Genomic DNA, 20,192 nt, shown 5'->3' on the forward strand with positions numbered 1-20,192 from the left:
TAGAGATGAAGCATATATTAATTGTTGAAGATGAATTGGCAATAAGCATGGTGCTTGGAGCTTACCTTGAGAAGGAAGGTTTTGCGGTGAGCTATGCATACAATGGACAAGAGGCGTTAGATAAAATAGAAGAAACAGTGCCGGCATTGGTTCTTCTTGATGTTATGATGCCCCATATGGATGGCTGGGAAGTGCTTGGCCATATCCGCAAAAAAAGTGCATGTCCTGTCATTATGCTTACTGCACTTTCCGATACAGATCAAAAGCTGAAAGGCTTTGACACAGGAGCGGACGATTATATAACGAAGCCATTTGTAGCGGAAGAGGTAATAGCAAGGGTGCATGCTGTTTTGCGCCGCTCCCCGCAATATCAGGCAGAGGAAGATGTCACTTATTATGGAAACTTGAAAATAAATAATCTATCACACCAAGTGTTTTTAAATGGAATTGAAGTTCCGTTTACACCGAGAGATTTGTCTGTACTGCTCTTTTTGGCTGGCAACCCAAACCAGACTTTCACAAGAGATCAGCTGCTGGACCACGTATGGGGCAGTGATTATGATGGCAGTGACAGGGCGGTGGATTTAGCGATTAAAAGAATTAGGAAATTATTGAATGGATGGGATGCAGAATATGGGGAAATTAAAACATTACGCGGACTCGGCTATCAATTCTATATTCAAGAAAAAAAATAAAGAAAAAACACCCCTTCTATATTATTGGACAAAACGATATTTATTTACATTAATAGTCGGACTTGTCATCATCGGAGTAGTTTCCATTCTCTGGATCCGCCATAATGCCTTGGCGAACAGGCTTGAATTGACGAAGTTCGTTGCCCAAGAAATAGCAGGAAGAGCAGGCGATGAAGATTTAGAAAATATCTGGGACGTCAGGTTTCCATTTATGCAGGACAGGCAGGATTCGCAAAGCATCTATCAGCCAATGAGCATTTATATTAAGGCTGAATCAGGTGAGGTAAATCTCCTTTCTCCTATGCAGGACATGGCGCCGAACAGCCCTCAGTCAGAAATGAAGGAGCCTGCTCCAAATAATACGGATCAAGCATCTGCGATTGAAGATTTGGATATGGTGGAAGATTTAACTGTGGAGACAATCACCTTAAGCGATAACAGAAAGGCATCTGTTGTAATTGCCCCTATCTTGAAAGGCGATAAGTTGGCGGGAAACGTGTATATTATCCAGCCCCATGATCAGCTCCGCATTAATACAGAGGAATATCAATTACTTGGTCTTCTTCTGACAGGTCTTGCCATCCTTGGGTGGCTTGTAATCTACTCTTTGTCAAAGAAGCTGGCAAAGCCTGTGGAGGAAGTCGCAAATGCGGCACAAAACTTAATGAATGGCAATTATGATATTCGACTCAACGAAGATGTTCAGGAAAAGGAGCTGCATCAGCTCGTATTATCCTTTAATGAAATGACGAAGAGGCTGCAAACATTAGAGGGACTGCGGACACAGCTTCTCGCAGGTGTGACGCATGAGCTGAAAACACCAATTACTTCTATTAGCGCCCTCGTTCAAGCTGTGAATGATAATATTATTACAGATGACAGAAAAAAAGAGTTTTTAGCGATGAGCTTAAAGGAAGCGAAACGGCTGCAGAGCATGGTGGAGGATCTCCTTGATTTTAACAGCTTTAGTGCAGGATCTATTAGAGTCCATTTCGAGAAGACAAATATTCAAGCAGCTGTTAAAGAAATTATCTATCAGTGGGAAATTGTCCATGCAGATGCGTTAAAAGATGTGAAGGTAACCTATACTAGTATGGAAAAGCAAGTGTTCGCCAATATCGACAGTGTCCGCTTGCAGCAAATCGTGGTCAATCTGCTTAATAACAGCCTTCATGCCATTAAAGGCAAGGCTGATGCAGAACTGTCAGTCAGCCTTAAATATGACAATGACAACGTCTTAATTACGGTCGAGGATAATGGATATGGTATTCCTGTTGAGGAGCAGCATTTTATTTTTGAGCGCTTCTACAGGGGAAAAAACAAGAAGGACGTAGAGCGTGGACTTGGATTAGGATTGCCATACAGCCTGCTTTTGGCAAAAGCGCTTGGAGGGCTTTTATCTTTACAAAAATCCAATGGTTCTACTACAATGTTTTTATTGAAATTGCCATTATGGAAAGAAGAAAGCAACTAAAATATTTATCTTCCCGTCATGAAAGGCATCAAAAGGAGTGCAGCATGTTGAATATGCCCAAAGAGAAATTTTGCAAAGATTCATTAGTAGTAAAGACAAGCAGAATCTTTCCGATTGATACAAATAATCATAATTCTTTATTTGGCGGAAAGCTGATGAGCTATATTGACGATGTAGCATCAATTAGTGCTTCAAGACATTCTAGAAGCAATGTCGTTACAGCTTCCACCGATTCCGTTGATTTTTTAATTCCGATAAGGCCGACTGATTCGGTTTGCCTTGAGTCTTATGTCACACATACAGGCAGATCCTCAATGGAGGTATTTGTGAAAGTGGTGGCAGAAAATTTAAAAACAGGTGAACGCAAGCTTGCCGCAACGTCATTTTTGACATTTGTAGCTCTTGATGAGGAAGGAAAGCCAACAAGGATTCCACAGGTAGTTCCTCAATCTGAGGAAGAGCATATGCTTTTTAATACAGCAGAACAGCGGGTTAGAGTAAGAAAAGACAGAAGAGAGCACAGCAAAGCATTTGCGAAAGTGGTTAAAACAGATGCTCCGTGGATTTAAATGAAAAACAGAAGGCGAAATAAGCCTTCTGTTTTTTTGTGTTTAACAATGTTGATAAGCACAATGGGAAGCTTGTTTTATTAAATGGAAAGAAGTAAAGAAAAGACCAGTTATTTCGAGAAATAAAACATATGTCTGGAAATAAAAAAATTTTGAAAATATGCCGTTAGATTATCTGACAATATGAAAGACACTTGTTTCATCCGAGATTATAATCCTTACATAAGTATAGCTAATGATGGCACATCTGCCAGAAGAGGTTATCTGTTTGCAATACCGCTTTAAAAAAGTACATAGCAAATAGGAGGAGAACTATGTTATCCAAAAAGGCATTATCAATCGCAATGACAGCTACTTTAGCACTTGGGTTTTTAAGTGGATGTGCTTCTTCCAGCTCTGACTCCTCAGGAGACAGTGATGGAGGAAAACAGGTAATTAAGATTGTTACACAATCACCTCTATCTGGCGGAAGTGCCACATTAGGGGAAGCGATCAAGCTGGGAGCACAATTGGCAATCGATCAGCAACAGGACAAATTCGCTGATTTGGGCTTCGAGCTGAAGCTGGAGGCACAAGATGACCAAGGCGATCCGAAAAAAGGGGTGGCTAATGCTCAGCTGGTAGCAGCAGACCAAGCGGTGCTAGGTGTTGTCGGCCATTTAAATTCAGGTGTGTCCATCCCAGCATCTGAAGTGTATGAAAATAATAAACTTATCAGTATTTCTCCTGCAAGTACAGCAACAGATTTTACGGACCGTAACTTGGAGACAGTCAGCCGAGTAGTTGCCCGTGATGACTTCCAAGGCCCAGCTGGTGCTGAATATGCGATAAACACATTAGGAGCAAAGAAAATATTTATTATTCAAGACAAAACCGCTTATGGCTCAGGATTGGCTGAAGCCTTTAGAGGTGCTGCAGAGGAGATGGGAGCTGAAATTGTAGGATTTGAGGGAATCACGGTCGGGGAGAAGGACTTCAATGGAGTTCTAAATCAAGTTACTTCTAAACAGCCGGACATGATTTATTATGGAGGGCTGTATGCCGAGGGTGGCATCCTTGTAAAGCAAGCTCGTGAAAAAGGCCTAGATATTCCATTTATGGGTGGAGACGGCCTTGATTCATCTGCATTTGTTGAAATTGCCGGTGACGCTGTCAAAAACACATTCCTGACATCTGTTGCAGGCGATACGACAAAAACAGAAGAAGGCACAAAGTTTGCGGACGACTATAAAGCAGCCTTTAATAAATCAATTGAATCATATTCAGCATATGCTTATGACAGTGCCGGGGTTTTGCTTGCAGGCATTGAAAAAGCCATTGAAGAAAATGACGGCAAAATGCCTACACGAGAGGCAGTGACAGAGGCAGTACGCGGAACACAGGATTATAAAGGTGTTGTAACAGAGGTAGGCTTTGATGAAAAAGGAGATAACAAGTACGCTAAAATATTCATTTATAAATTTGATGAAGCTTCTTACCCGGCAACATTAGACGGTGAGATCTCTCAATAAGCCTTGCAAATTCTTTTAAAAGATGTGCCAATCTTCTAGAAAAGGACGGCATATTTTTAGAAAAAGGGTATGAGTGTTCATACCCTTTTTCGTTTCAATTACTACATAGGGGACTGCCCTTATCTTTCAATAAAAAAACTATAAAAGTGTGGGGAAGAATATGCTGACAGAAGTGTTGCAAACATTGCCGCAAGTTTTAATTGACGGTCTTGCTTTAGGAGCGGTTTATGCCGTTATCGCTTTAGGCTATACGATGGTTTACGGGATTTTAGAACTGATTAACTTTGCTCATGGCGAAATTTTCATGACAGGAGCATTTGTCGGAACAGCAGTGCTGATTGTATTGACAAGCCTTGGCTGGACCTCCATGCTTCCGGCGGTCTTGTCTTTAATTATTATGCTTGTCATCACAAGCTTGATTACGGGATTAATGGGGATGGGAATGGAAAGAGTTGCTTACCGTCCGTTAAGGAAGGCTCCCAAATTGATTGCCTTGATATCCGCAATCGGTATTTCCTTTCTTTTGCAGGATATTGTCCGTTTTATCACAGAGCTGTACAAAGGCAACTATATCCTGAACACTCCTTCCTTATTCTCAGGGCAGCATCAAGTGGGCTCCCTTTTAGGTGCTAACAATGCGAGCTTCAAAACCTCTTTTCTTGTTGTTATTATTGTTGCTGTTATTTTAATGGTTGGTCTTGACTTCTTTGTTAACAAAACTAAATGGGGGATGGCAATGCGAGCTGTCGCCCAGGACAGGGACACTGCATCACTCATGTCTATCAATGTGAATAAAGTTATTTCTGTCACCTTTTTTGTCGGATCTGCATTAGGCGGTGCGACAGGAGTACTATTTGCTGTCCAATATGGGACGATTGATCCTTATATTGGATTCATTTTAGGCTTGAAGGCTTTTACTGCAGCAGTACTTGGCGGGATTGGCAATATTCGCGGTGCAATGGTAGGGGGATTGCTTATTGGTCTAATTGAAATGTTTACAGCCGCAAACCTGTCGGTCATTACAGATGGAATATTAGGTGCAGAATACAAGGATGTTGCAGCATTTGCCATACTGATCATTGTGTTGATATTTAAACCAGAAGGCTTATTTGGCAAAGCCGTAGCCGAGAAAGTGTAGGTGGGTATAATGGCAAATTTCATGACCACATTAAAAACAAGCAAACTTGCCCAAGGCATTCTCTTTTTCTTCTATGTATCTGTAACAAGTGCAAGCCTTTATCTTGCCCAGAAATCTGTCACAGCTTTTTTGCTTTTGCTGCTTTCATTGCTAATTCTCTATTTCATGAACTTCGGCAATAAGTGGAAATGGGCAGCAGGATTAGTTATCTTAGGTTTCATCCTTCCATATGCGGCAAGTCAGGGACCAACATACCAATCTTATATGGAAGTAGCAACAATGGTCGGGATTTATGTATGCATGGCCCTTGGTTTAAATATTGTCGTTGGTCTAGCTGGTCTCCTTGACCTAGGATTTGTTGCATTTTTTGCAGTTGGTGCTTATACATATGGGATATTTGCGACAGTACAGGCTTCTAACTTCATGCCGTTCGGTGAATATCCTCTTTCAGGTAACAGCTTTTGGATATTTATTATTATTGGCTTGTTTGTGGCCGCATTGTTTGGTGTCTTATTAGGAATACCAGTTCTTCGTGTGAAAGGTGATTATCTAGCAATTGTCACATTAGGCTTTGGAGAAATCATCCGGATTGTCTTTAATAACCTTGATAAGCCTGTCAATATAACGAACGGAGCAATGGGTCTTGCCAGCATCAGCCCGCCGGAAATATTTGGTATAACTCTTATCTTTCCTAATCAATATTATTATGTTGTTCTAGTAATGTTTCTTTTTGTCATTTACGCTGTGACAAAACTAGAGCATACGAAGCTGGGACGGTCATGGAAAGCAGTCAGAGAAAATGAGATTGCCGCACAGGCGATGGGGATCCCCCTTGTAAAAACAAAGCTGACTGCATTTGCGATTGGAGCCTCCTTTTCAGGAATGATGGGTGTTGTTTTTGCCGCAAAACAGATGTTTATTGATCCGACAAGCTTCACATATCTGGAATCGACAACCATTCTGGTGATGGTCATCCTTGGTGGGATGGGCAGTGTGCCTGGTGTTATTTTAGGAGCAGCAGTTGTCACTATTCTTAATTTGCAAGTACTGACAGAAATTACAGGCTGGCTCAGCCAAGTTGTTACTATTCCTGATGCATTATCGCCTGTTAAAATGCAGCGTTTTATCTTTGGAATATTGCTTGTAGTTATGACATTATACCGTCCGCAAGGGCTGATTCCAGCAAAAAACATCCGGTTTGATGTAAACAAACTGAAATCTCCGGAAAAGGTAGACACAAACCTGGAATCAAAAATACCAGTCGCAAGGAGGGATATATAAATGAATATTCTTGAGGTGACAGGCTTGACGAAAACATTCGGCGGCTTAATTGCGAATGCTAATATTGATATGGCGGTGGAAAAGAATACAATTACAGCAGTTATAGGTCCAAATGGGGCAGGTAAAACAACTTTTTTTAATATGATAACAGGAGTCTACAAGCCGACAAAAGGTTCAATTATGTTGAATGGTAAGCAAATTGCCGGTTTAAAGCCGCATGTTGTTGCCAAGCACGGAATTTCAAGGACATTTCAAAACATCCGCCTTTTCAGTGAGATAACAGTGCTAGAGAATGTTCTTATTGGGATGCATAACCGAATTAAGGGAAATATTATCGGCACTTTACTGCAGCTGCCGAGTGCAAGACAGGAGGAGGAGGAAGCTAAAAGGGAGGCATACAGACTGCTTGAATATGTCGGCCTTGCAGATGCAGTGAATGAAAGTGCCGGAAATCTGTCTTATGGTGCGCAAAGAAGGCTGGAGATCGCCCGCGCCCTTGCAACAAATCCAAGTGTACTGCTTTTAGATGAACCAGCTGCAGGCATGAATCCAAAAGAGACGGCCCTCTTAACTGATTTAATCCAGGATATATGCGCAAAGCTCGACTTGACTATCATTCTGATTGAACATGATATGAAGCTTGTTATGGAAATTTCTAATCATATCATCGTTTTAGACCATGGAGAAAAGATTGCTGAAGGTAGGCCTGAGGATATCAGATCCAATCCGAAAGTAATTGAAGCATACTTAGGAAAAGGTGCCGTATCACTTGCATAAGGGGGGAATTAACATGGATAAAATATTAGAATTAGTCGAGGTAGAGGCATCTTATGGAGGCATCCAAGCATTAAAGGGCATCAGTCTCCATGTAAACTATGGAGAAATTATTACATTAATCGGCAGCAATGGGGCTGGAAAATCTACGACATTAAAGTCAATCAGCGGGCAGGTACCTGTCAAAAGAGGAAGCATTATTTACAAGGAAAAGATGATTACTAACATTGCTGCACACAAAAGTGCGATATTAGGAATTTCCCAAGTTCCAGAGGGAAGAAGGATATTTCCTAAGCTGACAGTGAAGGAAAACCTGCTTATTGGCGCCTTTGCTGTAAAGGATAAGTCACTGATTGAAACAAGAATAAAAAAAGTGTTTGAGTATTTTCCGAGACTGAAAGAGCGGATAGACCAGAAAGGAGGAACGATGAGCGGCGGTGAGCAGCAAATGCTCGCAATTGGCCGTGCCTTAATGATGCAGCCAGAGCTGCTGATGCTTGATGAACCATCCATGGGTCTTGCGCCTATTATTGTTGAACAGATTTTTGAAATTATTAAGGAGCTTAACCGAGACGGAATGACGATTTTATTGGTAGAGCAAAACGCTTTTCAGGCACTGCAAATCGCAAATAGAGGTTATGTCATTCAGACCGGGGGAATTGTTCTGGAAGGATATGGGGAGGAACTTATTTCTAACAAACAAGTTCAAGAAGCATACTTAGCGTAAAAAAAACCAAAAGAGATTGAAATCTCTTTTGGTTTTTTACTGCATTAATAGTTCAAGAATTTTACACAAACTGGTTCTGGAGCATGAATTTCTGATTGAAGCAATGTCAGCTTGCCTGTTGCTTCATCTCTTTCAAACAATGTAAGTGTGTCCGATTGCTCATTTGAAGCTACGATGAACTTTTCAGTTGGATCAAGCACAAAATCACGAGGCCAGTTTCCTTCTGTTGAAGTATGCTCGATAAAAGTCAATGTTCCTGTTTCGCTGTTAACGCTAAAAAGGGCAATAGAGTTATGGCCGCGGTTTCCAGCATAGACAAACTTGCCGTCAGATGATAGGTGAATTGCGCTACCTTGGCTGTTTTCAGTAAAGTCGATCGGCAATGCAGAGATATATTGCAAATCTTTCAATTCGCCTGTTTCGCTGTTATAAGATAATGTGATAACTTCATTGCTTAATTCAGTCATCACATAAGCGAATTTGCCATTCGGGTGGAATGCAATATGTCTTGGTCCGCTTCCAGGTTTAACTGATAGGCTGCAAACTGTTTCCAATTGGCCGTCTGTCAGCTTATAAGTTTCAACTTTATCGATACCAAGGTCAACAGAAACGACAAAACGCTCATCTGGTGTAAAGCCTGAGAAGTGCATATGCGGCTTTTCTTGTCTCGCTGTATTTGGACCAGTGCCTGTATGCTCAACTTTTGCAGCCAATTCTTGAACAGCTCCATCAGTATTTAGTGGGTATGCCTCGACTGTTCCTTTATGGTAATTTCCAGTAAGTGTATAGCTTTTGTTTTCATCTACGCTAACATGACAAGGGGAAGCGCCTTCAGTGAACTGCTTGTTAATGAATTCAAGCTTTCCAGTAGTAGGGTCAACACTATAAGCGGCAACTCCTCCAAGTGAGCCTTCCTTACCTACAGCATATAGGAACTTATTATCTTTAGAAATTGTTGCGTATGTCGGGTTCTCTAATTCTGCAGCCAGTTCTACATTCGAAATTTTCTTTTCCTCTGTATCAAGCACGAAGGAATAAATTCCTTTACTAGTTGACTTTGTATATGTACCTACATATCCTATAAACTTCTTTGAATTTGTCATGAACAAGTCTCCTTTAAAAGATTTAAATATATTATAGCAAATTGTAAGCCCACTCACTAATAAAGAAGCTTCTAAAATGCAAATAGAGAGAAAATTCAAACGTACAGCAGTGTAGAAAAGGCGTAATATCAAGCCTTCTTAGTCTAGCGTATAAATAAAAAAATCATGAGCATACTAGTAGTTTGAGAGAGATAATTGCAATGTTTGTATTATGGAAAGGATAGAGAAATGAAGAAAAAAATATGGTTTAATCATTGGTTCACAACAGCTGCTCACTTTATTGACATGATCAAATACAATGCTGACGGAAATGATTTTGAGGTGTATGGCACCTCCATTAATGAGCATGCATTATATTTAAGCTACTGTGATGCAGCATTTATCGAACCAGATATTAGCGGGGAAGATTATATTGAATTTTGTTTGCGCTTTTGCAAAATTCATCGCATAAATATATTTGTTCCACGAAAAGAGAATGTACTTATTTCAAAAAATCTCCACAAGTTTGAGGAGCTTGGCGTAAAGGTTCTTGTATGTCCTGATTCTTCACTGATGGAGGTTCTTGATGATAAGGAAGCTACATATAAGCTGATGAGTGAGCATCCGGTACTTAAAACCGCGGTGAACATACCTGATTATGAGATTGTTAACACTGCTGAGGAATTCAAGAAAGCATATTTTACATTAAAAGAAAAAGGTCATAAAGTCTGCTTTAAACCTGTTATTGGAGAGGGAGGGAACGGCTTCAGAGTTATTCAGGAAAAGCTTGATTCCATTGATGAGCTTTTCTATCAAGGGATTAGTGCTAATATATCCTTGGATTCAGCGTATCAAATATTGAAGCAGCAGGAATCCTTTCCGCCTTTGATGGTGCTAGAATATTTAGATGGATATGAGTACAGCATTGACTGTCTGTCGTATGAAGGTAAATTGATGGCTGCTATCCCAAGAAAAAAGGGAAAAGGCAGGCTCAGGGAGCTGGAGGACAATCCATTGCTCTTAAAGCTGGCAAAAGAAATAAATGAAGCCCTTAAAATCCCGTTTATCTATAATATCCAAGTGAAATATCAAAACGGTATACCGAAGCTGCTTGAAATCAATCCAAGAATGTCAGGCGGCCTTCATTACAGCTGCTTAGCAGGAATTAATATGCCATACAGGGCAATAAAGCTTTTAATAGAGGGAAGAAAGGCAATTAAATATTTTCAGCCTCACTTTGGTATTAAATCAAGCTATTTAGAAAAGGAAATAGTGTTAAAAGATAATGCTTTCTACACAAAAATTGTGCATATGTAAGGCAAGAAAAACCTCGGTTAAACTGGGGTTTTTTTCAAAATAACAAACGGTTCTTTATAAGAAACAAAAGTTATTGACATAACGAACGTATCGACGTATTATTAATTTATTAACACTTTATAACAAACAAAATTTGTTCTTTATAAAGAAATTGTCTGTAAAGGTAATATTTTTTTGCTTATAGGTTCTTTATAGAGAACAAAAAATACTTGGGAGGAATACCAGTGGATGCCATTATCCAAACACTAAAAATGCGATATTATGCAAGGCTTATCAACAAGTACTCACAAAAATCAAATAAAGCGGCATTAGGTTTAGATAGAAATCTCTATTTCCAAAAGTACTGTTACTATCAAGATAAACTGAGAATGCTTCAGGAAGAGATATCTGCTGGCAGAAGTATTTAATATATTCATTTAAATTTACTGCAATTATACTAATTATTTAAGAAAACGAAATCCACCAGCAATTGCTAGTGGATTTTTTCATGTTTAGACCCTGTGGAAAAAGAGCGTACTTATTCACTTACTTATACACATGCGAAAACTATAGGAGAGTGGTATTCCACAGATTTATTCACAATATCCACAGTTTTAATGTGGTTATCCTAGTGGATTTGTGGATAAGTTGGGATATGTAAGCATAAAAAATGAAAATGCTTTCATAAGTTAGAAAGTTATCCCCAGCTTTACCATGTAATGTATTTATTGACTTACTGTTTTCCTTGGTCGAATTGTCTGCTTGCAGCTCTATCCGCCATTTTAAATTCATGCTGATATGTGACCTCTTGCATGCTGGAAAGCTTTGGTTTCCCTTTGAATGCTTTTTTCTTATCCATTGCTGACATCCTTTCTAAATGAAGATAATGTTATTGTCTCCATTCTTGTTGGAAAGATACATCAGCAGAGGCTGGCGATGGCAGAATCTATCGTCTCATATGTAAAGGTATAGCCATGTTTAGTCAAGACAGAGGGAAAAACATGCTGCCCTTCTGCAACTAGCACACTCATTTCTCCTAATGCCAGCTTAAGAAAAGGAGCTGGAACTGGCAGCCAATGCGGACGGCCGAGCTGTCTGCCTATCGCTTTACCTAGAATACTCATCTTAACTGGAGCTGGTGCTGTGAAATTAACTGGACCTGAAATAGAATTATTATTTATAATAAACTCCATTGCGGCAACAACATCTTTAATATGTATCCAAGATGCCCACTGGTTTCCACTCCCTAAATTTCCGCCGGCAAATAACTTATAGGGAAGAAGCAGTTTCGGAAGAGCTCCCCCTTTTTCTGAAAGCACAAGACCGAAACGACAAAAAACCGTTCTGATGTCCTGCTCTGTTGCATGAGCAGCATGTGCTTCCCACTGTTTTACAGTATCTGCAAGAAAATCATTGCCTAGACTGGACTCTTCTGTAAATTTCATGCTTAAGGAAGTTCCATAAACACCGATTGCACTGGCGTTCATCCAAAGCTTTGGTCTGTTTGGAAGCTCTCTGATGATAGATAGAAGTCTGTCTGTTGACTTTACCCGGCTTTTGACGATTCTTTCTTTTCGTTCAGATGTCCAGCGGCCGCTGTTTAGTGATTCACCAGCAAGATTAATAACAATATCGATAGGTGCAGGAAGTGCAGCAGAAGAGCTTGTTAATGCATCATCCCAGTTAACAAAAAATAATTGTCCGCTGTTCTCCCGATTTTTGCTTCTAGTCAAACAATAGATAGCATGACCTTTTTGCGTTAAACTCTTTATTAGAGCATTACCGATCAAGCCGGTTCCGCCAGCAATCAGGAAATTCATTGTGTAATCCTCCCTAAATATTTTCTTTTTTATTATAATATTGACATGTATTTGAATCCTAGCCAGACGACTTATAGAGAAAGGGGGAAAAATGGGATGAAAATCAGTAAAATTACGAGGCAGAAAAATTTAAGCGACCGATATAATCTTTTTACGGAAAAAGCCGGCAAGGAAGAGTATGCATTCAGTGTTGATGAATCAATCCTAGTGAAGTATCAGCTCCGCAAAGGGATGGAACTTGATCCTCTTTTATTAAATCAAATACAGTACAGTGATGAAATCCGCAAAGGCTATCATACAGCTGTTAGATATTTGACAAGGATGAAGAGAACAGAAGCAGAGGTCCGAACACATTTGCGCATGAAAATCGAGGAAGACACAGTCATCGCAGAAGTCATTCGCAAGCTCTACGAAATGAAGTTTCTGGATGATGAGGATTATGCTTATTCCTATGTACGAACACAAAAAAACACTTCAGATAAGGGTCCTGAACTAATTAGAAGAGAATTAAGAGAAAAGGGACTGGGAGATGAATTAATTAGCAAAGCGTTAGTGGAGCTTCCTTTTGATGTTATGCTCGCAAACGCCGAAAAAATTGCTGCCAAGGCTTTAAGCAGCAATAAGAAGAATTCCTTTAAAATGGCCAAGCAAAAGGTAGAGCAGACTTTGACTAGAAAGGGTTATCCAGGTTCGGTTATTAAGGAAGTAAAGCTTTCCTTAGACGAGACAGGTGAAGAAGATGAGCTAGCTGCATTACGCGTTCACGGCGAAAAAGCTCAGCGTAAATTTTCCGCATATACAGGCTATGAATTTAAACAGAAGATGAAGCAGTTTTTATACAGAAAAGGCTTTTCCATTGAGTTAATTCAAAAATATCTGGACGAATTGGAGAGCTTTGAAGATTAACACGTAACACGCTAGTTCATTTTTTTTGCTGAAAGCATTTTTGTCATATAAAATAAAGCAAGATAGAAGGAGAAGGGGGAACTGAAGCAATTGCAAACGAAAAGGTACAGCTTGATGTCTGAATATGAATTACGGTCTGAAATCGCCCAGTTAAATGATAAGGCCAAAAAAGCAGAACAACTGGGCATCGTCAATGAATTTGCCGTGCTCGAACGGAAAATCGTAATGGCAAAAGCATATTTGCTCGACCCGAATCAATTTAAACAAGGTGAAATGTATGAAATTGAGGGAGATCCTGGCGTGCATTTCACGATTAATTATATGAATGGTATTTTTGCGTGGGGCACGCGAGATAATGGTGAAGGGCAAGAAGAAGGCATCCCCATCTCCTTATTGAAAAAATAAGAGGCATAAGAGCGGGCAACCGTTCTTATGCCAATTTCTTCTTATTGTTTATGTCTATGTGATGAGGCATTCATTCTTTCTTGCGGATGGGTATTAATTGTGCCATCTGCTCTCTTAGATGCATACTCTGGTTTTGCTCTTGGCTCACCTTCAAATTTGTTCTCATTTATATTATCTACCCCTTTAACCATTGGGCTGTTCCTCCTTTATAGTTCTTAATATATACTTGCACATCAATAGTATTTGTATCAGTTAAACAAACTATAAGCGTTAATTATAAGGAAAGAAGGTAGTTTTCATGTATGATTATCAAAAAAAACTTGTGGACAGATTGCTTGAGATAAATGAAAGTATAACAGTTATTCAGGCACAGACATGGGTAGAGCTGCTGTGGGAGGATTTTGAAACAACATATGCTAAGGCGGGAAGAGATTATAAAGGAGCAGAAATGACGGAGAAGGTTGTAAGCCAATGGATAGAAAATTATGGTCCAAATCTCCATGAATTTGTAGCGGAAAATCCGAAGTATAAAGACTTTCTTGCTGAAAATAAGCGAAGCTTCCATTAAAAAAATCCAGCAGATGCTGGATTTTTTGTGCAAGCAGATTAGTTTGTTATTATGTCAAGTTTCTTCTGAAGCTTCTCTTCACTAAATATCCAGCCTGTGTACGAGGAAATGATGTTCAGATTTGTATCGAGATGGACGACAGCGACAAATGGATAATGCCCATTGCTGCGGTAGCGCAAATCAATAAATCGGACCTGATATTGATCCTCTAGCTCTGTAACTTCCCAGCGATATACTGGGGAGAAGGAAAGGAAAGCAGACAGGTTGCTGTCTGTTTTTGCTGCTTCCAGCACAGGTGTGGATGGAATGGCAATCCGCTTAAATTGGTCATAAATTTCAATTTTATAGTTATGTGCTCTGCCGACATAAAAATACTCATCTGTCATTACGGCGACACGCCAATGGCCATATCTCATCGTTGGAGACAGGATGATAGTGTTTGCATCAGGTATGACTTCTTTTACTTTATGCTTCACCCTTCTTTGGGCCAGATAGCGGAGTATATAGTAAAAAAACAACACGATATATAACACGAGGAAAGTATATCCAGGTGGTGCTCCGAAAGCCCAAATAAACAGACCAACTACGTGCAAAGCAAAAATAATTGGATCAAATGTATTGATGAAACCGAGTGCTACCCATTTAGAAGAAAATGGTCTTAAAGCTTGTGTCCCATATGCATTGAAAATGTCGACGAATACATGGAGGAACACGGCAATAAATGTCCACATCCATAAATGGAGCAAGTTAGCTTCAGGAAAAAACGGATATAAAACAGCTACAATTATTAGCGGCCATAGTACCACAGCAGGAACTGAATGAGTTATACCTCTGTGATTACGAATATATACTGCGTTATTTCTTAGTTTTAATATAGTATCGACATCAGGAGCTTGAGAACCGGCTAATGTTGCAATCATCACGCTTATTGTTGTCGCATGGCTTCCTGCAACTGCTGGATCAAGAGTCGCCAAGCCTCCTAGCGCTAATCCCATTACTACATGTGTCCCAGTATCCAAAAATAAATTACCTCCCTGATTTTGCATAAGCAATTAATGGATAATGCTCTAATAATTTCTATAAAAAATAGCTTTATTTTTTTTATCAGTAAAGATACACTTTGATTTTAGACTAACTGAAAAAATTATCTCTGTTTACTTTGTGAAAGAGAAACATTATCTATACCTTATCATTGGGATTGTTTTCATAAAAGCCCAAAATGGGTTAGAAGAACACATTTTATGTTATTCCCCATTTCACAAAATATTAACATGGTGGAGGGTAAAAGTGAAAGAAGAAGCAAAAAGCCAATTGGACATACAGCAATTTAGAGATGACTTACTTAATTGGTTCATAGCAGAACAGCGTGACCTTCCTTGGCGCAAGGACAAGGATCCATATAAGGTTTGGGTTTCAGAAATCATGCTTCAGCAGACGAAGGTGGATACTGTTATTCCATATTTTAACCGGTTTATTGAACTGTTTCCGTCCATTAATGCATTGTCAGATGCAGAAGAGGAGAAAGTGCTCAAGGCTTGGGAAGGACTTGGATATTATTCTCGTGCTAGGAACTTACATAGTGCTGTGAAGGAAGTACGAGAAAAGTATGGTGGTGTTGTTCCGGATACTCCAGCAGAAATAGCAACATTGCGCGGAGTGGGCCCATATACTGCCGGTGCGATTCTCAGCATTGCCTACGGTGTACCAGAACCAGCCGTAGATGGAAATGTGATGCGGGTTTTATCGAGAATTCTGTCGATATGGGAAGATATCGCTAAGCCAAAAACACGAAAAACCTTTGAGGAAGCTGTGAGGATGTTAATATCTCATGAAAATCCGTCCTATTTTAACCAAGCATTGATGGAGCTAGGAGCGCTTATTTGCACACCAACATCTCCTTCCTGTCTATTATGTCCTGTCCGTGAGCACTGCCAGGCTTTTATGGATGGCACACAAGGTGAATTACCAGTAAAGACAAAGAGTAAAAAACAGAAGACAGTTCAGCTAGCTGCAGTCATATTAGCAGATGAAAATGGCAGAACCTTAATTCACAAACGCCCAGATAAAGGATTGCTTGCCAACCTTTGGGAGTTTCCTAATATGGAAATAGTGCAGACACTTACAAGTGAAGCAGAGCAGTTAAAGGCAGAGATGTTGAGCAGATATGGAGCAACTATTGAAGTGGAGGAAAGCATCACAAGGATTGAACATGTTTTCTCACACCTTATCTGGCAGATTACGGTATATAAAGGGAAGCTTATCAAGCTTGAAGAAGAAACAAACACATTAAAAAGAGTGAATGCCAAGGAAATTGAACCATATCCTTTTCCGGTATCACATCAGAAAATGCTCAAATTTATCCCTGAAGCAGAATAAAAATGCCTGTCCCTTATTTTGGGAGAGGCATTTTTTATTTTAATCATAGCTGACTTCTGTGCCATGGGTCCAATCGGCTTCCTGCCTTTTCAGCCCGCCGCGATTTTCGATTTCCTCGATAATTTTTCTATGGATAGAGACACCTTCCACATTCAAGTATTGGGTCATTTGCTGCAAGGAATGATGAAAGTAGGCGAGTTCGCTGTCTTTCCATTCAGATTTATCAATCATTGCCAGTTCAGTCATATCTCTGCCGACATACATATAAGCACCTTCTTTCCCTTATTATCTATAAGTATTGTGTTGTTGTTGATTGCGAACTATGCATGGAACAGGTAAAATGTGAAGCGAAATAATGACGGAAGGGATTGGTAAAAAAGATGGAAAATAAAGTAGCTTTAATTACAGGCAGTTCTAGAGGGATTGGAAAAGCAACAGCACTGAAGCTCGCAGCAGCTGGTTATGATATCGTTATAAATTATGCAAGAAGCAAAAAGGCTGCAGAGGAAACGGCAGAGGAAATCAGAGCACTCGGCAGAAAGGCTCTTATAGTAAGGGCGAATGTCGGCGATGTGGACAAGATTAAAGCGATGTTTACTGAAATAAAGGAGGAATTTGGCAGACTGGATGTATTTATTAACAATGCCGCATCTGGAGTACTGAGACCAATTATGGAGCTTGAGGAATCACATTGGGATTGGACGATGAATATAAACAGCAAGGCGCTGCTGTTTTGTGCGCAAGAGGCAGCAAGGCTAATGGAAGACGGCGGGAAAATTGTCAGCATCAGCTCATTAGGATCCATCCGATATTTAGAGAACTATACAACAGTAGGTGTGAGCAAGGCGGCAATGGAGGCATTGACAAGGTATTTAGCTGTTGAACTGTCACCAATGAATATTGTAGTTAATGCTGTTTCTGGTGGAGCGATTGATACAGAGGCATTAAAGTCATTCCCAAACAGGGAAGAGCTGTTAAATCATTCTGCAGAAAGAACGCCTGCAGGCAGAATTGTAGAAATAGATGATATGGTGAATGCTGTCATGTTTTTAGTTAGCGATGATGCAAGTATGATAAGAGGGCAGACAATTATTGTCGATGGAGGAATCTCTTTATTAGTATAAGGAAAAGGACCGGGGCTTCCGGTCCTTTCTAATGTTTATGAGCTAATTTGCCAATAAACTCAAACGATTGAATATGAGTCTTGGTCAGTTCAATTACTTCTTTGATGAATTCTTCTTGTGATTCCTTGAAGCCGTCCCGAATCCAATTTAATATTAGCCCGTAGAAGCCGTAAGCCGTATAGCGTTTAAAATAATCCATGTTAACAGGAATATGGTTAATTGTATCAAAGATGAATTGCTCTTTATAGATTTTCAAAATAGTCTGCGGGAAGTTAGTATGTAATCCTGGTAATGTATCTTCATACTTTATCAGCTCAAAAAAATTACGGTTTTTGTATATGTAAGCAACGATACTGAAAGACTGCGGATTAAGCTTTTCTGTATAAAATTTATGGCCATGCATGTATGGTTTGCCGACTGCTGCTTCTAAACCTTCCAGCTTTGAAACAAGCAAATCTTCTGCCAGTTCTATTTTATCAGGGTAGTGAATGTAAAAAGTGCTGCGGTTATAGGAGGCATGGTCCACAATGTTTTTAACTGTGACAGCGTGATAGCCTTTTTCTTTTATAAGTTCTATTAATGCTTGCTTCAGATGTTCTCTCGTCCGGTTTTGCCGATTTGTTGCCGGATGTTCTTGATCCATGAAAAAAACCTCCCTGAAAATAGACAGATTTATCGCAAGTGTCTAACTAATAGTCACTTAATGATATCTTAATGATTGTTAATTGTGAACAAAAGAGTAAAATTTAATTTGTAATTAAGCATATTCATCAAATAGTCTAGTACTTTTTATAGGAATATGTAAGCATATTTTTTAGGGGGATTTACAATGGGAAAATTACAAGATAAGGTTGCAGTAATCACAGGCGGCGCGTCTGGTATTGGCGCAGCAACAGCACGTTTATTTGTCTCAGAAGGTGCTAAAGTTGTGCTTGTAGACCTAAATGAAGAAAAAGGAAAGGCCTTCGAGTCAGAATTGAAAGCGCTTAACGCTGGAGCTCTGTTCGTTAAAGCTAATATTACAAGTGAAGATGAGGTTGCTAATATCTTCAAGCAAACGATAGATGCATTTGGCAAAGTTGATATTGTTTTCAACAATGCAGGTATTGGCCGTGTTCAGCCTTCACATGAATTGGACTATTCCGAATGGCGCCAAACAGTAAATGTAGATTTAGATGGTGTTTTCTTAGTGGCACGTGAAGCTATCCGCGAAATGTTGAAAGCTGGAGGAGGCACGATCGTCAATACAGCTTCCATGTACGGATGGGTTGGTTCACCAGGTTCTGCTGCCTATAATGCGGCAAAAGGTGGCGTTGTTAACTTAACTCGCTCTCTTGCATTAGAATATGCTGAACAAAATATACGTGTAAATGCGCTTTGCCCTGGATTTATTGATACACCAATCATTCCAGAAGAAAGCAAATTAGCACTCGCTGCAGCAACACCTGTAAAACGTCTCGGCAAAGCAGAAGAAATGGCAAAAGCTGTCTTGTTCCTAGCTTCTGATGATTCTTCTTATATGACAGGGAACAGCTTGATAGTAGACGGCGGTTATACTGCACAATAATTCAATTACGGCTTAAACATGAAAAGGGGGAAGAGGACGATGGAAAATCGTTTTGATGGCAAAGTTGTGTTAATTACAGGCGCTGGCTCTGGCTTAGGACAGGCTTCCGCTCTGCAAATTGCGAAAGAAGGAGCTAAGCTGTCCCTTGTGGATTTAAATACTGCTTCTTTAGAAGAAACAAAAAAACAAGTGCTTGCAACAACACCAGAAGCAGAAGTTTTGCTTATTACAGCAAATGTAGCCGATGAGAAGGCAGTTGAAAGCTATGTAAACGAAACGGTTGCTAAATTCGGCAAAATTGACAGCTTTTTCAATAATGCTGGTATTGAAGGTAAACAGGATCTTACGGAAGATTTCGGTCTAGACGAGTTCCAAAAAGTCGTTAGCATAAACTTAAATGGTGTATTTTATGGCTTGAAATACGTATTGAAAGTTATGAGAGAACAAGGCTTTGGGTCTGTTGTTAATACTGCATCTGTAGGTGGAATCCGCGGTGTTGGAAACCAATCCGGCTATGCAGCAAGCAAACACGGCGTTGTCGGCTTAACTCGCAACTCAGGAATTGAGTACGGCCAATATGGAGTCAGCATTAAAGCGATCGCGCCAGGTGCAATTATGACACCAATGGTAGAAGGATCATTAAAGCAAATCGACCCAGACAACTGGGAAGAGGTCGGCAAACAATTTGTTGAACCAAACCCAATGAAGCGTTTCGGAAAACCAGAGGAAGTTGGCTACTTAGTTGCATTCCTGCTGTCTGATCAAGCTAACTTCATCAATGCGACTGTTATTCCAATTGACGGCGGACAGTCCTACAAATATTAATATTAAGATATAAGCTTCCATTTTCGCTTGCGATTGTTTTCCAGCTAAGTTTCA

General features: G+C 39.9%; 24 protein-coding genes. 17 read left to right on the top strand and 7 right to left on the bottom strand.

Features of this window, described 5'->3' with window-relative positions:
* The first annotated feature begins 5 nt into the window (after positions 1–5).
* The 8 genes from ACLIJJ_RS19045 (at position 6) to ACLIJJ_RS19080 (ending at position 8,169) form a co-directional block, all read left to right on the top strand.
* Complete coding sequence (locus ACLIJJ_RS19045; protein ID WP_237940717.1) at positions 6–695, top strand: response regulator transcription factor; 690 nt, start codon at positions 6–8, stop codon at positions 693–695.
* The gene (locus ACLIJJ_RS19050; protein ID WP_411411475.1) at positions 634–2,169 is read left to right on the top strand and encodes a sensor histidine kinase; all 1,536 of its coding nucleotides are present in this window, start codon (positions 634–636) and stop codon (positions 2,167–2,169) included. Before ACLIJJ_RS19045 ends, ACLIJJ_RS19050 begins: the two co-directional genes overlap by 62 nt.
* 44 nt (positions 2,170–2,213) lie before the next feature.
* On the top strand, positions 2,214–2,738 hold the full coding sequence (locus ACLIJJ_RS19055) for an acyl-CoA thioesterase (RefSeq protein WP_237940719.1): 525 nt from the start codon (positions 2,214–2,216) through the stop codon (positions 2,736–2,738).
* 314 nt (positions 2,739–3,052) lie between these two features.
* Positions 3,053–4,249 (top strand): branched-chain amino acid ABC transporter substrate-binding protein, encoded by a 1,197-nt coding sequence (locus tag ACLIJJ_RS19060; protein WP_233316370.1) that lies wholly within the window; start codon positions 3,053–3,055, stop codon positions 4,247–4,249.
* A gap of 160 nt (positions 4,250–4,409) precedes the next feature.
* The gene (locus ACLIJJ_RS19065; RefSeq protein ID WP_233316371.1) at positions 4,410–5,387 is read left to right on the top strand and encodes a branched-chain amino acid ABC transporter permease; all 978 of its coding nucleotides are present in this window, start codon (positions 4,410–4,412) and stop codon (positions 5,385–5,387) included.
* A gap of 9 nt (positions 5,388–5,396) precedes the next feature.
* Positions 5,397–6,668, top strand: coding sequence for a branched-chain amino acid ABC transporter permease (locus tag ACLIJJ_RS19070; protein WP_251646413.1), 1,272 nt, complete (start codon positions 5,397–5,399; stop codon positions 6,666–6,668).
* Complete coding sequence (locus ACLIJJ_RS19075) at positions 6,669–7,445, top strand: ABC transporter ATP-binding protein (RefSeq protein WP_233316373.1); 777 nt, start codon at positions 6,669–6,671, stop codon at positions 7,443–7,445.
* A 13-nt stretch (positions 7,446–7,458) separates the two neighbouring features.
* Positions 7,459–8,169 (top strand): ABC transporter ATP-binding protein, encoded by a 711-nt coding sequence (locus ACLIJJ_RS19080; protein ID WP_233316374.1) that lies wholly within the window; start codon positions 7,459–7,461, stop codon positions 8,167–8,169.
* A 44-nt stretch (positions 8,170–8,213) separates the two neighbouring features.
* Here ACLIJJ_RS19080 and ACLIJJ_RS19085 read toward each other — a convergent pair whose 3' ends face one another.
* Entirely contained in the window at positions 8,214–9,272 is a 1,059-nt protein-coding gene (locus tag ACLIJJ_RS19085; RefSeq protein WP_411411476.1) for a lactonase family protein, read from the bottom strand.
* A gap of 228 nt (positions 9,273–9,500) precedes the next feature.
* Between ACLIJJ_RS19085 and ACLIJJ_RS19090 the strand changes: the two genes are divergently transcribed.
* Both ACLIJJ_RS19090 and ACLIJJ_RS19095 read left to right on the top strand, forming a co-directional pair.
* The gene (locus tag ACLIJJ_RS19090) at positions 9,501–10,568 is read left to right on the top strand and encodes an ATP-grasp domain-containing protein (protein WP_233316376.1); all 1,068 of its coding nucleotides are present in this window, start codon (positions 9,501–9,503) and stop codon (positions 10,566–10,568) included.
* Positions 10,569–10,792: 224 nt separating this feature from the next.
* On the top strand, positions 10,793–10,975 hold the full coding sequence (locus ACLIJJ_RS19095) for a hypothetical protein (protein ID WP_233316377.1): 183 nt from the start codon (positions 10,793–10,795) through the stop codon (positions 10,973–10,975).
* 305 nt (positions 10,976–11,280) lie between these two features.
* Here the strand turns inward: ACLIJJ_RS19095 and ACLIJJ_RS19100 are convergent, their stop codons facing one another.
* Both ACLIJJ_RS19100 and ACLIJJ_RS19105 read right to left on the bottom strand, forming a co-directional pair.
* Positions 11,281–11,406 (bottom strand): YfhE family protein, encoded by a 126-nt coding sequence (locus tag ACLIJJ_RS19100; protein WP_411411477.1) that lies wholly within the window; start codon positions 11,404–11,406, stop codon positions 11,281–11,283.
* Positions 11,407–11,467: 61 nt separating this feature from the next.
* Positions 11,468–12,367 (bottom strand): TIGR01777 family oxidoreductase, encoded by a 900-nt coding sequence (locus tag ACLIJJ_RS19105; RefSeq protein WP_237940723.1) that lies wholly within the window; start codon positions 12,365–12,367, stop codon positions 11,468–11,470.
* Positions 12,368–12,463: 96 nt separating this feature from the next.
* Between ACLIJJ_RS19105 and recX the strand changes: the two genes are divergently transcribed.
* Both recX and ACLIJJ_RS19115 read left to right on the top strand, forming a co-directional pair.
* The gene (gene recX / locus ACLIJJ_RS19110; RefSeq protein ID WP_411411478.1) at positions 12,464–13,273 is read left to right on the top strand and encodes a recombination regulator RecX; all 810 of its coding nucleotides are present in this window, start codon (positions 12,464–12,466) and stop codon (positions 13,271–13,273) included.
* Positions 13,274–13,363: 90 nt separating this feature from the next.
* Positions 13,364–13,678, top strand: a complete 315-nt coding sequence (locus tag ACLIJJ_RS19115; RefSeq protein WP_411411479.1) for a YfhH family protein — start codon at positions 13,364–13,366, stop codon at positions 13,676–13,678.
* Positions 13,679–13,719: 41 nt separating this feature from the next.
* Here the strand turns inward: ACLIJJ_RS19115 and ACLIJJ_RS19120 are convergent, their stop codons facing one another.
* Complete coding sequence (locus ACLIJJ_RS19120; protein WP_233316382.1) at positions 13,720–13,869, bottom strand: small, acid-soluble spore protein K; 150 nt, start codon at positions 13,867–13,869, stop codon at positions 13,720–13,722.
* 107 nt (positions 13,870–13,976) lie between these two features.
* Here ACLIJJ_RS19120 and ACLIJJ_RS19125 point away from each other — a divergent pair, with 107 nt between their 5' ends.
* Complete coding sequence (locus ACLIJJ_RS19125) at positions 13,977–14,246, top strand: YfhJ family protein (protein WP_233316383.1); 270 nt, start codon at positions 13,977–13,979, stop codon at positions 14,244–14,246.
* 38 nt (positions 14,247–14,284) lie between these two features.
* On the opposite strand, the gene ACLIJJ_RS19130 is transcribed toward ACLIJJ_RS19125, so the two are convergent.
* Positions 14,285–15,265 (bottom strand): metal-dependent hydrolase, encoded by a 981-nt coding sequence (locus ACLIJJ_RS19130; protein ID WP_233316384.1) that lies wholly within the window; start codon positions 15,263–15,265, stop codon positions 14,285–14,287.
* 268 nt (positions 15,266–15,533) lie between these two features.
* On the opposite strand from ACLIJJ_RS19130, the gene mutY reads away from it, so the two are divergent.
* Complete coding sequence (gene mutY / locus ACLIJJ_RS19135; protein ID WP_237940724.1) at positions 15,534–16,622, top strand: A/G-specific adenine glycosylase; 1,089 nt, start codon at positions 15,534–15,536, stop codon at positions 16,620–16,622.
* Positions 16,623–16,661: 39 nt separating this feature from the next.
* On the opposite strand, the gene ACLIJJ_RS19140 is transcribed toward mutY, so the two are convergent.
* Positions 16,662–16,886, bottom strand: a complete 225-nt coding sequence (locus ACLIJJ_RS19140) for a hypothetical protein (protein WP_233316386.1) — start codon at positions 16,884–16,886, stop codon at positions 16,662–16,664.
* A gap of 116 nt (positions 16,887–17,002) precedes the next feature.
* Between ACLIJJ_RS19140 and fabL the strand changes: the two genes are divergently transcribed.
* Positions 17,003–17,746, top strand: a complete 744-nt coding sequence (fabL, locus tag ACLIJJ_RS19145; protein ID WP_233316387.1) for an enoyl-[acyl-carrier-protein] reductase FabL — start codon at positions 17,003–17,005, stop codon at positions 17,744–17,746.
* A gap of 28 nt (positions 17,747–17,774) precedes the next feature.
* On the opposite strand, the gene ACLIJJ_RS19150 is transcribed toward fabL, so the two are convergent.
* Positions 17,775–18,389 carry a TetR/AcrR family transcriptional regulator gene (locus tag ACLIJJ_RS19150; protein WP_233316388.1) on the bottom strand — a complete coding sequence of 205 codons (615 nt, stop codon included), beginning with the start codon at positions 18,387–18,389 and terminating at the stop codon, positions 17,775–17,777.
* 186 nt (positions 18,390–18,575) lie between these two features.
* Between ACLIJJ_RS19150 and ACLIJJ_RS19155 the strand changes: the two genes are divergently transcribed.
* Entirely contained in the window at positions 18,576–19,313 is a 738-nt protein-coding gene (locus tag ACLIJJ_RS19155) for an SDR family NAD(P)-dependent oxidoreductase (RefSeq protein ID WP_233316389.1), read from the top strand.
* A gap of 39 nt (positions 19,314–19,352) precedes the next feature.
* Positions 19,353–20,138 (top strand): SDR family oxidoreductase, encoded by a 786-nt coding sequence (locus tag ACLIJJ_RS19160; protein WP_233316390.1) that lies wholly within the window; start codon positions 19,353–19,355, stop codon positions 20,136–20,138.
* The last annotated feature ends 54 nt before the right edge of the window (positions 20,139–20,192 follow it).

The organism is Niallia laureatilytica, from assembly GCF_046613985.1.
GTDB lineage: Bacteria > Bacillota > Bacilli > Bacillales > Cytobacillaceae > Niallia.

What these genes read in the sequence shown, in the direction of transcription:
- ACLIJJ_RS19045 (WP_237940717.1), top strand. Translation starts at nt 6, where the DNA reads ATGAAGCATATATTAATTGTTGAAGATGAATTGGCAATAAGCATGGTG.
- ACLIJJ_RS19050 (WP_411411475.1), top strand. Translation starts at nt 634, where the DNA reads ATGGGGAAATTAAAACATTACGCGGACTCGGCTATCAATTCTATATTC.
- ACLIJJ_RS19055 (WP_237940719.1), top strand. Translation starts at nt 2,214, where the DNA reads ATGTTGAATATGCCCAAAGAGAAATTTTGCAAAGATTCATTAGTAGTA.
- ACLIJJ_RS19060 (WP_233316370.1), top strand. Translation starts at nt 3,053, where the DNA reads ATGTTATCCAAAAAGGCATTATCAATCGCAATGACAGCTACTTTAGCA.
- ACLIJJ_RS19065 (WP_233316371.1), top strand. Translation starts at nt 4,410, where the DNA reads ATGCTGACAGAAGTGTTGCAAACATTGCCGCAAGTTTTAATTGACGGT.
- ACLIJJ_RS19070 (WP_251646413.1), top strand. Translation starts at nt 5,397, where the DNA reads ATGGCAAATTTCATGACCACATTAAAAACAAGCAAACTTGCCCAAGGC.
- ACLIJJ_RS19075 (WP_233316373.1), top strand. Translation starts at nt 6,669, where the DNA reads ATGAATATTCTTGAGGTGACAGGCTTGACGAAAACATTCGGCGGCTTA.
- ACLIJJ_RS19080 (WP_233316374.1), top strand. Translation starts at nt 7,459, where the DNA reads ATGGATAAAATATTAGAATTAGTCGAGGTAGAGGCATCTTATGGAGGC.
- ACLIJJ_RS19085 (WP_411411476.1), bottom strand. Translation starts at nt 9,272, where the DNA reads ATGACAAATTCAAAGAAGTTTATAGGATATGTAGGTACATATACAAAG.
- ACLIJJ_RS19090 (WP_233316376.1), top strand. Translation starts at nt 9,501, where the DNA reads ATGAAGAAAAAAATATGGTTTAATCATTGGTTCACAACAGCTGCTCAC.
- ACLIJJ_RS19100 (WP_411411477.1), bottom strand. Translation starts at nt 11,406, where the DNA reads ATGGATAAGAAAAAAGCATTCAAAGGGAAACCAAAGCTTTCCAGCATG.
- ACLIJJ_RS19105 (WP_237940723.1), bottom strand. Translation starts at nt 12,367, where the DNA reads ATGAATTTCCTGATTGCTGGCGGAACCGGCTTGATCGGTAATGCTCTA.
- recX (WP_411411478.1), top strand. Translation starts at nt 12,464, where the DNA reads ATGAAAATCAGTAAAATTACGAGGCAGAAAAATTTAAGCGACCGATAT.
- ACLIJJ_RS19120 (WP_233316382.1), bottom strand. Translation starts at nt 13,869, where the DNA reads ATGGTTAAAGGGGTAGATAATATAAATGAGAACAAATTTGAAGGTGAG.
- ACLIJJ_RS19125 (WP_233316383.1), top strand. Translation starts at nt 13,977, where the DNA reads ATGTATGATTATCAAAAAAAACTTGTGGACAGATTGCTTGAGATAAAT.
- ACLIJJ_RS19140 (WP_233316386.1), bottom strand. Translation starts at nt 16,886, where the DNA reads ATGTATGTCGGCAGAGATATGACTGAACTGGCAATGATTGATAAATCT.
- fabL (WP_233316387.1), top strand. Translation starts at nt 17,003, where the DNA reads ATGGAAAATAAAGTAGCTTTAATTACAGGCAGTTCTAGAGGGATTGGA.
- ACLIJJ_RS19150 (WP_233316388.1), bottom strand. Translation starts at nt 18,389, where the DNA reads ATGGATCAAGAACATCCGGCAACAAATCGGCAAAACCGGACGAGAGAA.
- ACLIJJ_RS19155 (WP_233316389.1), top strand. Translation starts at nt 18,576, where the DNA reads ATGGGAAAATTACAAGATAAGGTTGCAGTAATCACAGGCGGCGCGTCT.
- ACLIJJ_RS19160 (WP_233316390.1), top strand. Translation starts at nt 19,353, where the DNA reads ATGGAAAATCGTTTTGATGGCAAAGTTGTGTTAATTACAGGCGCTGGC.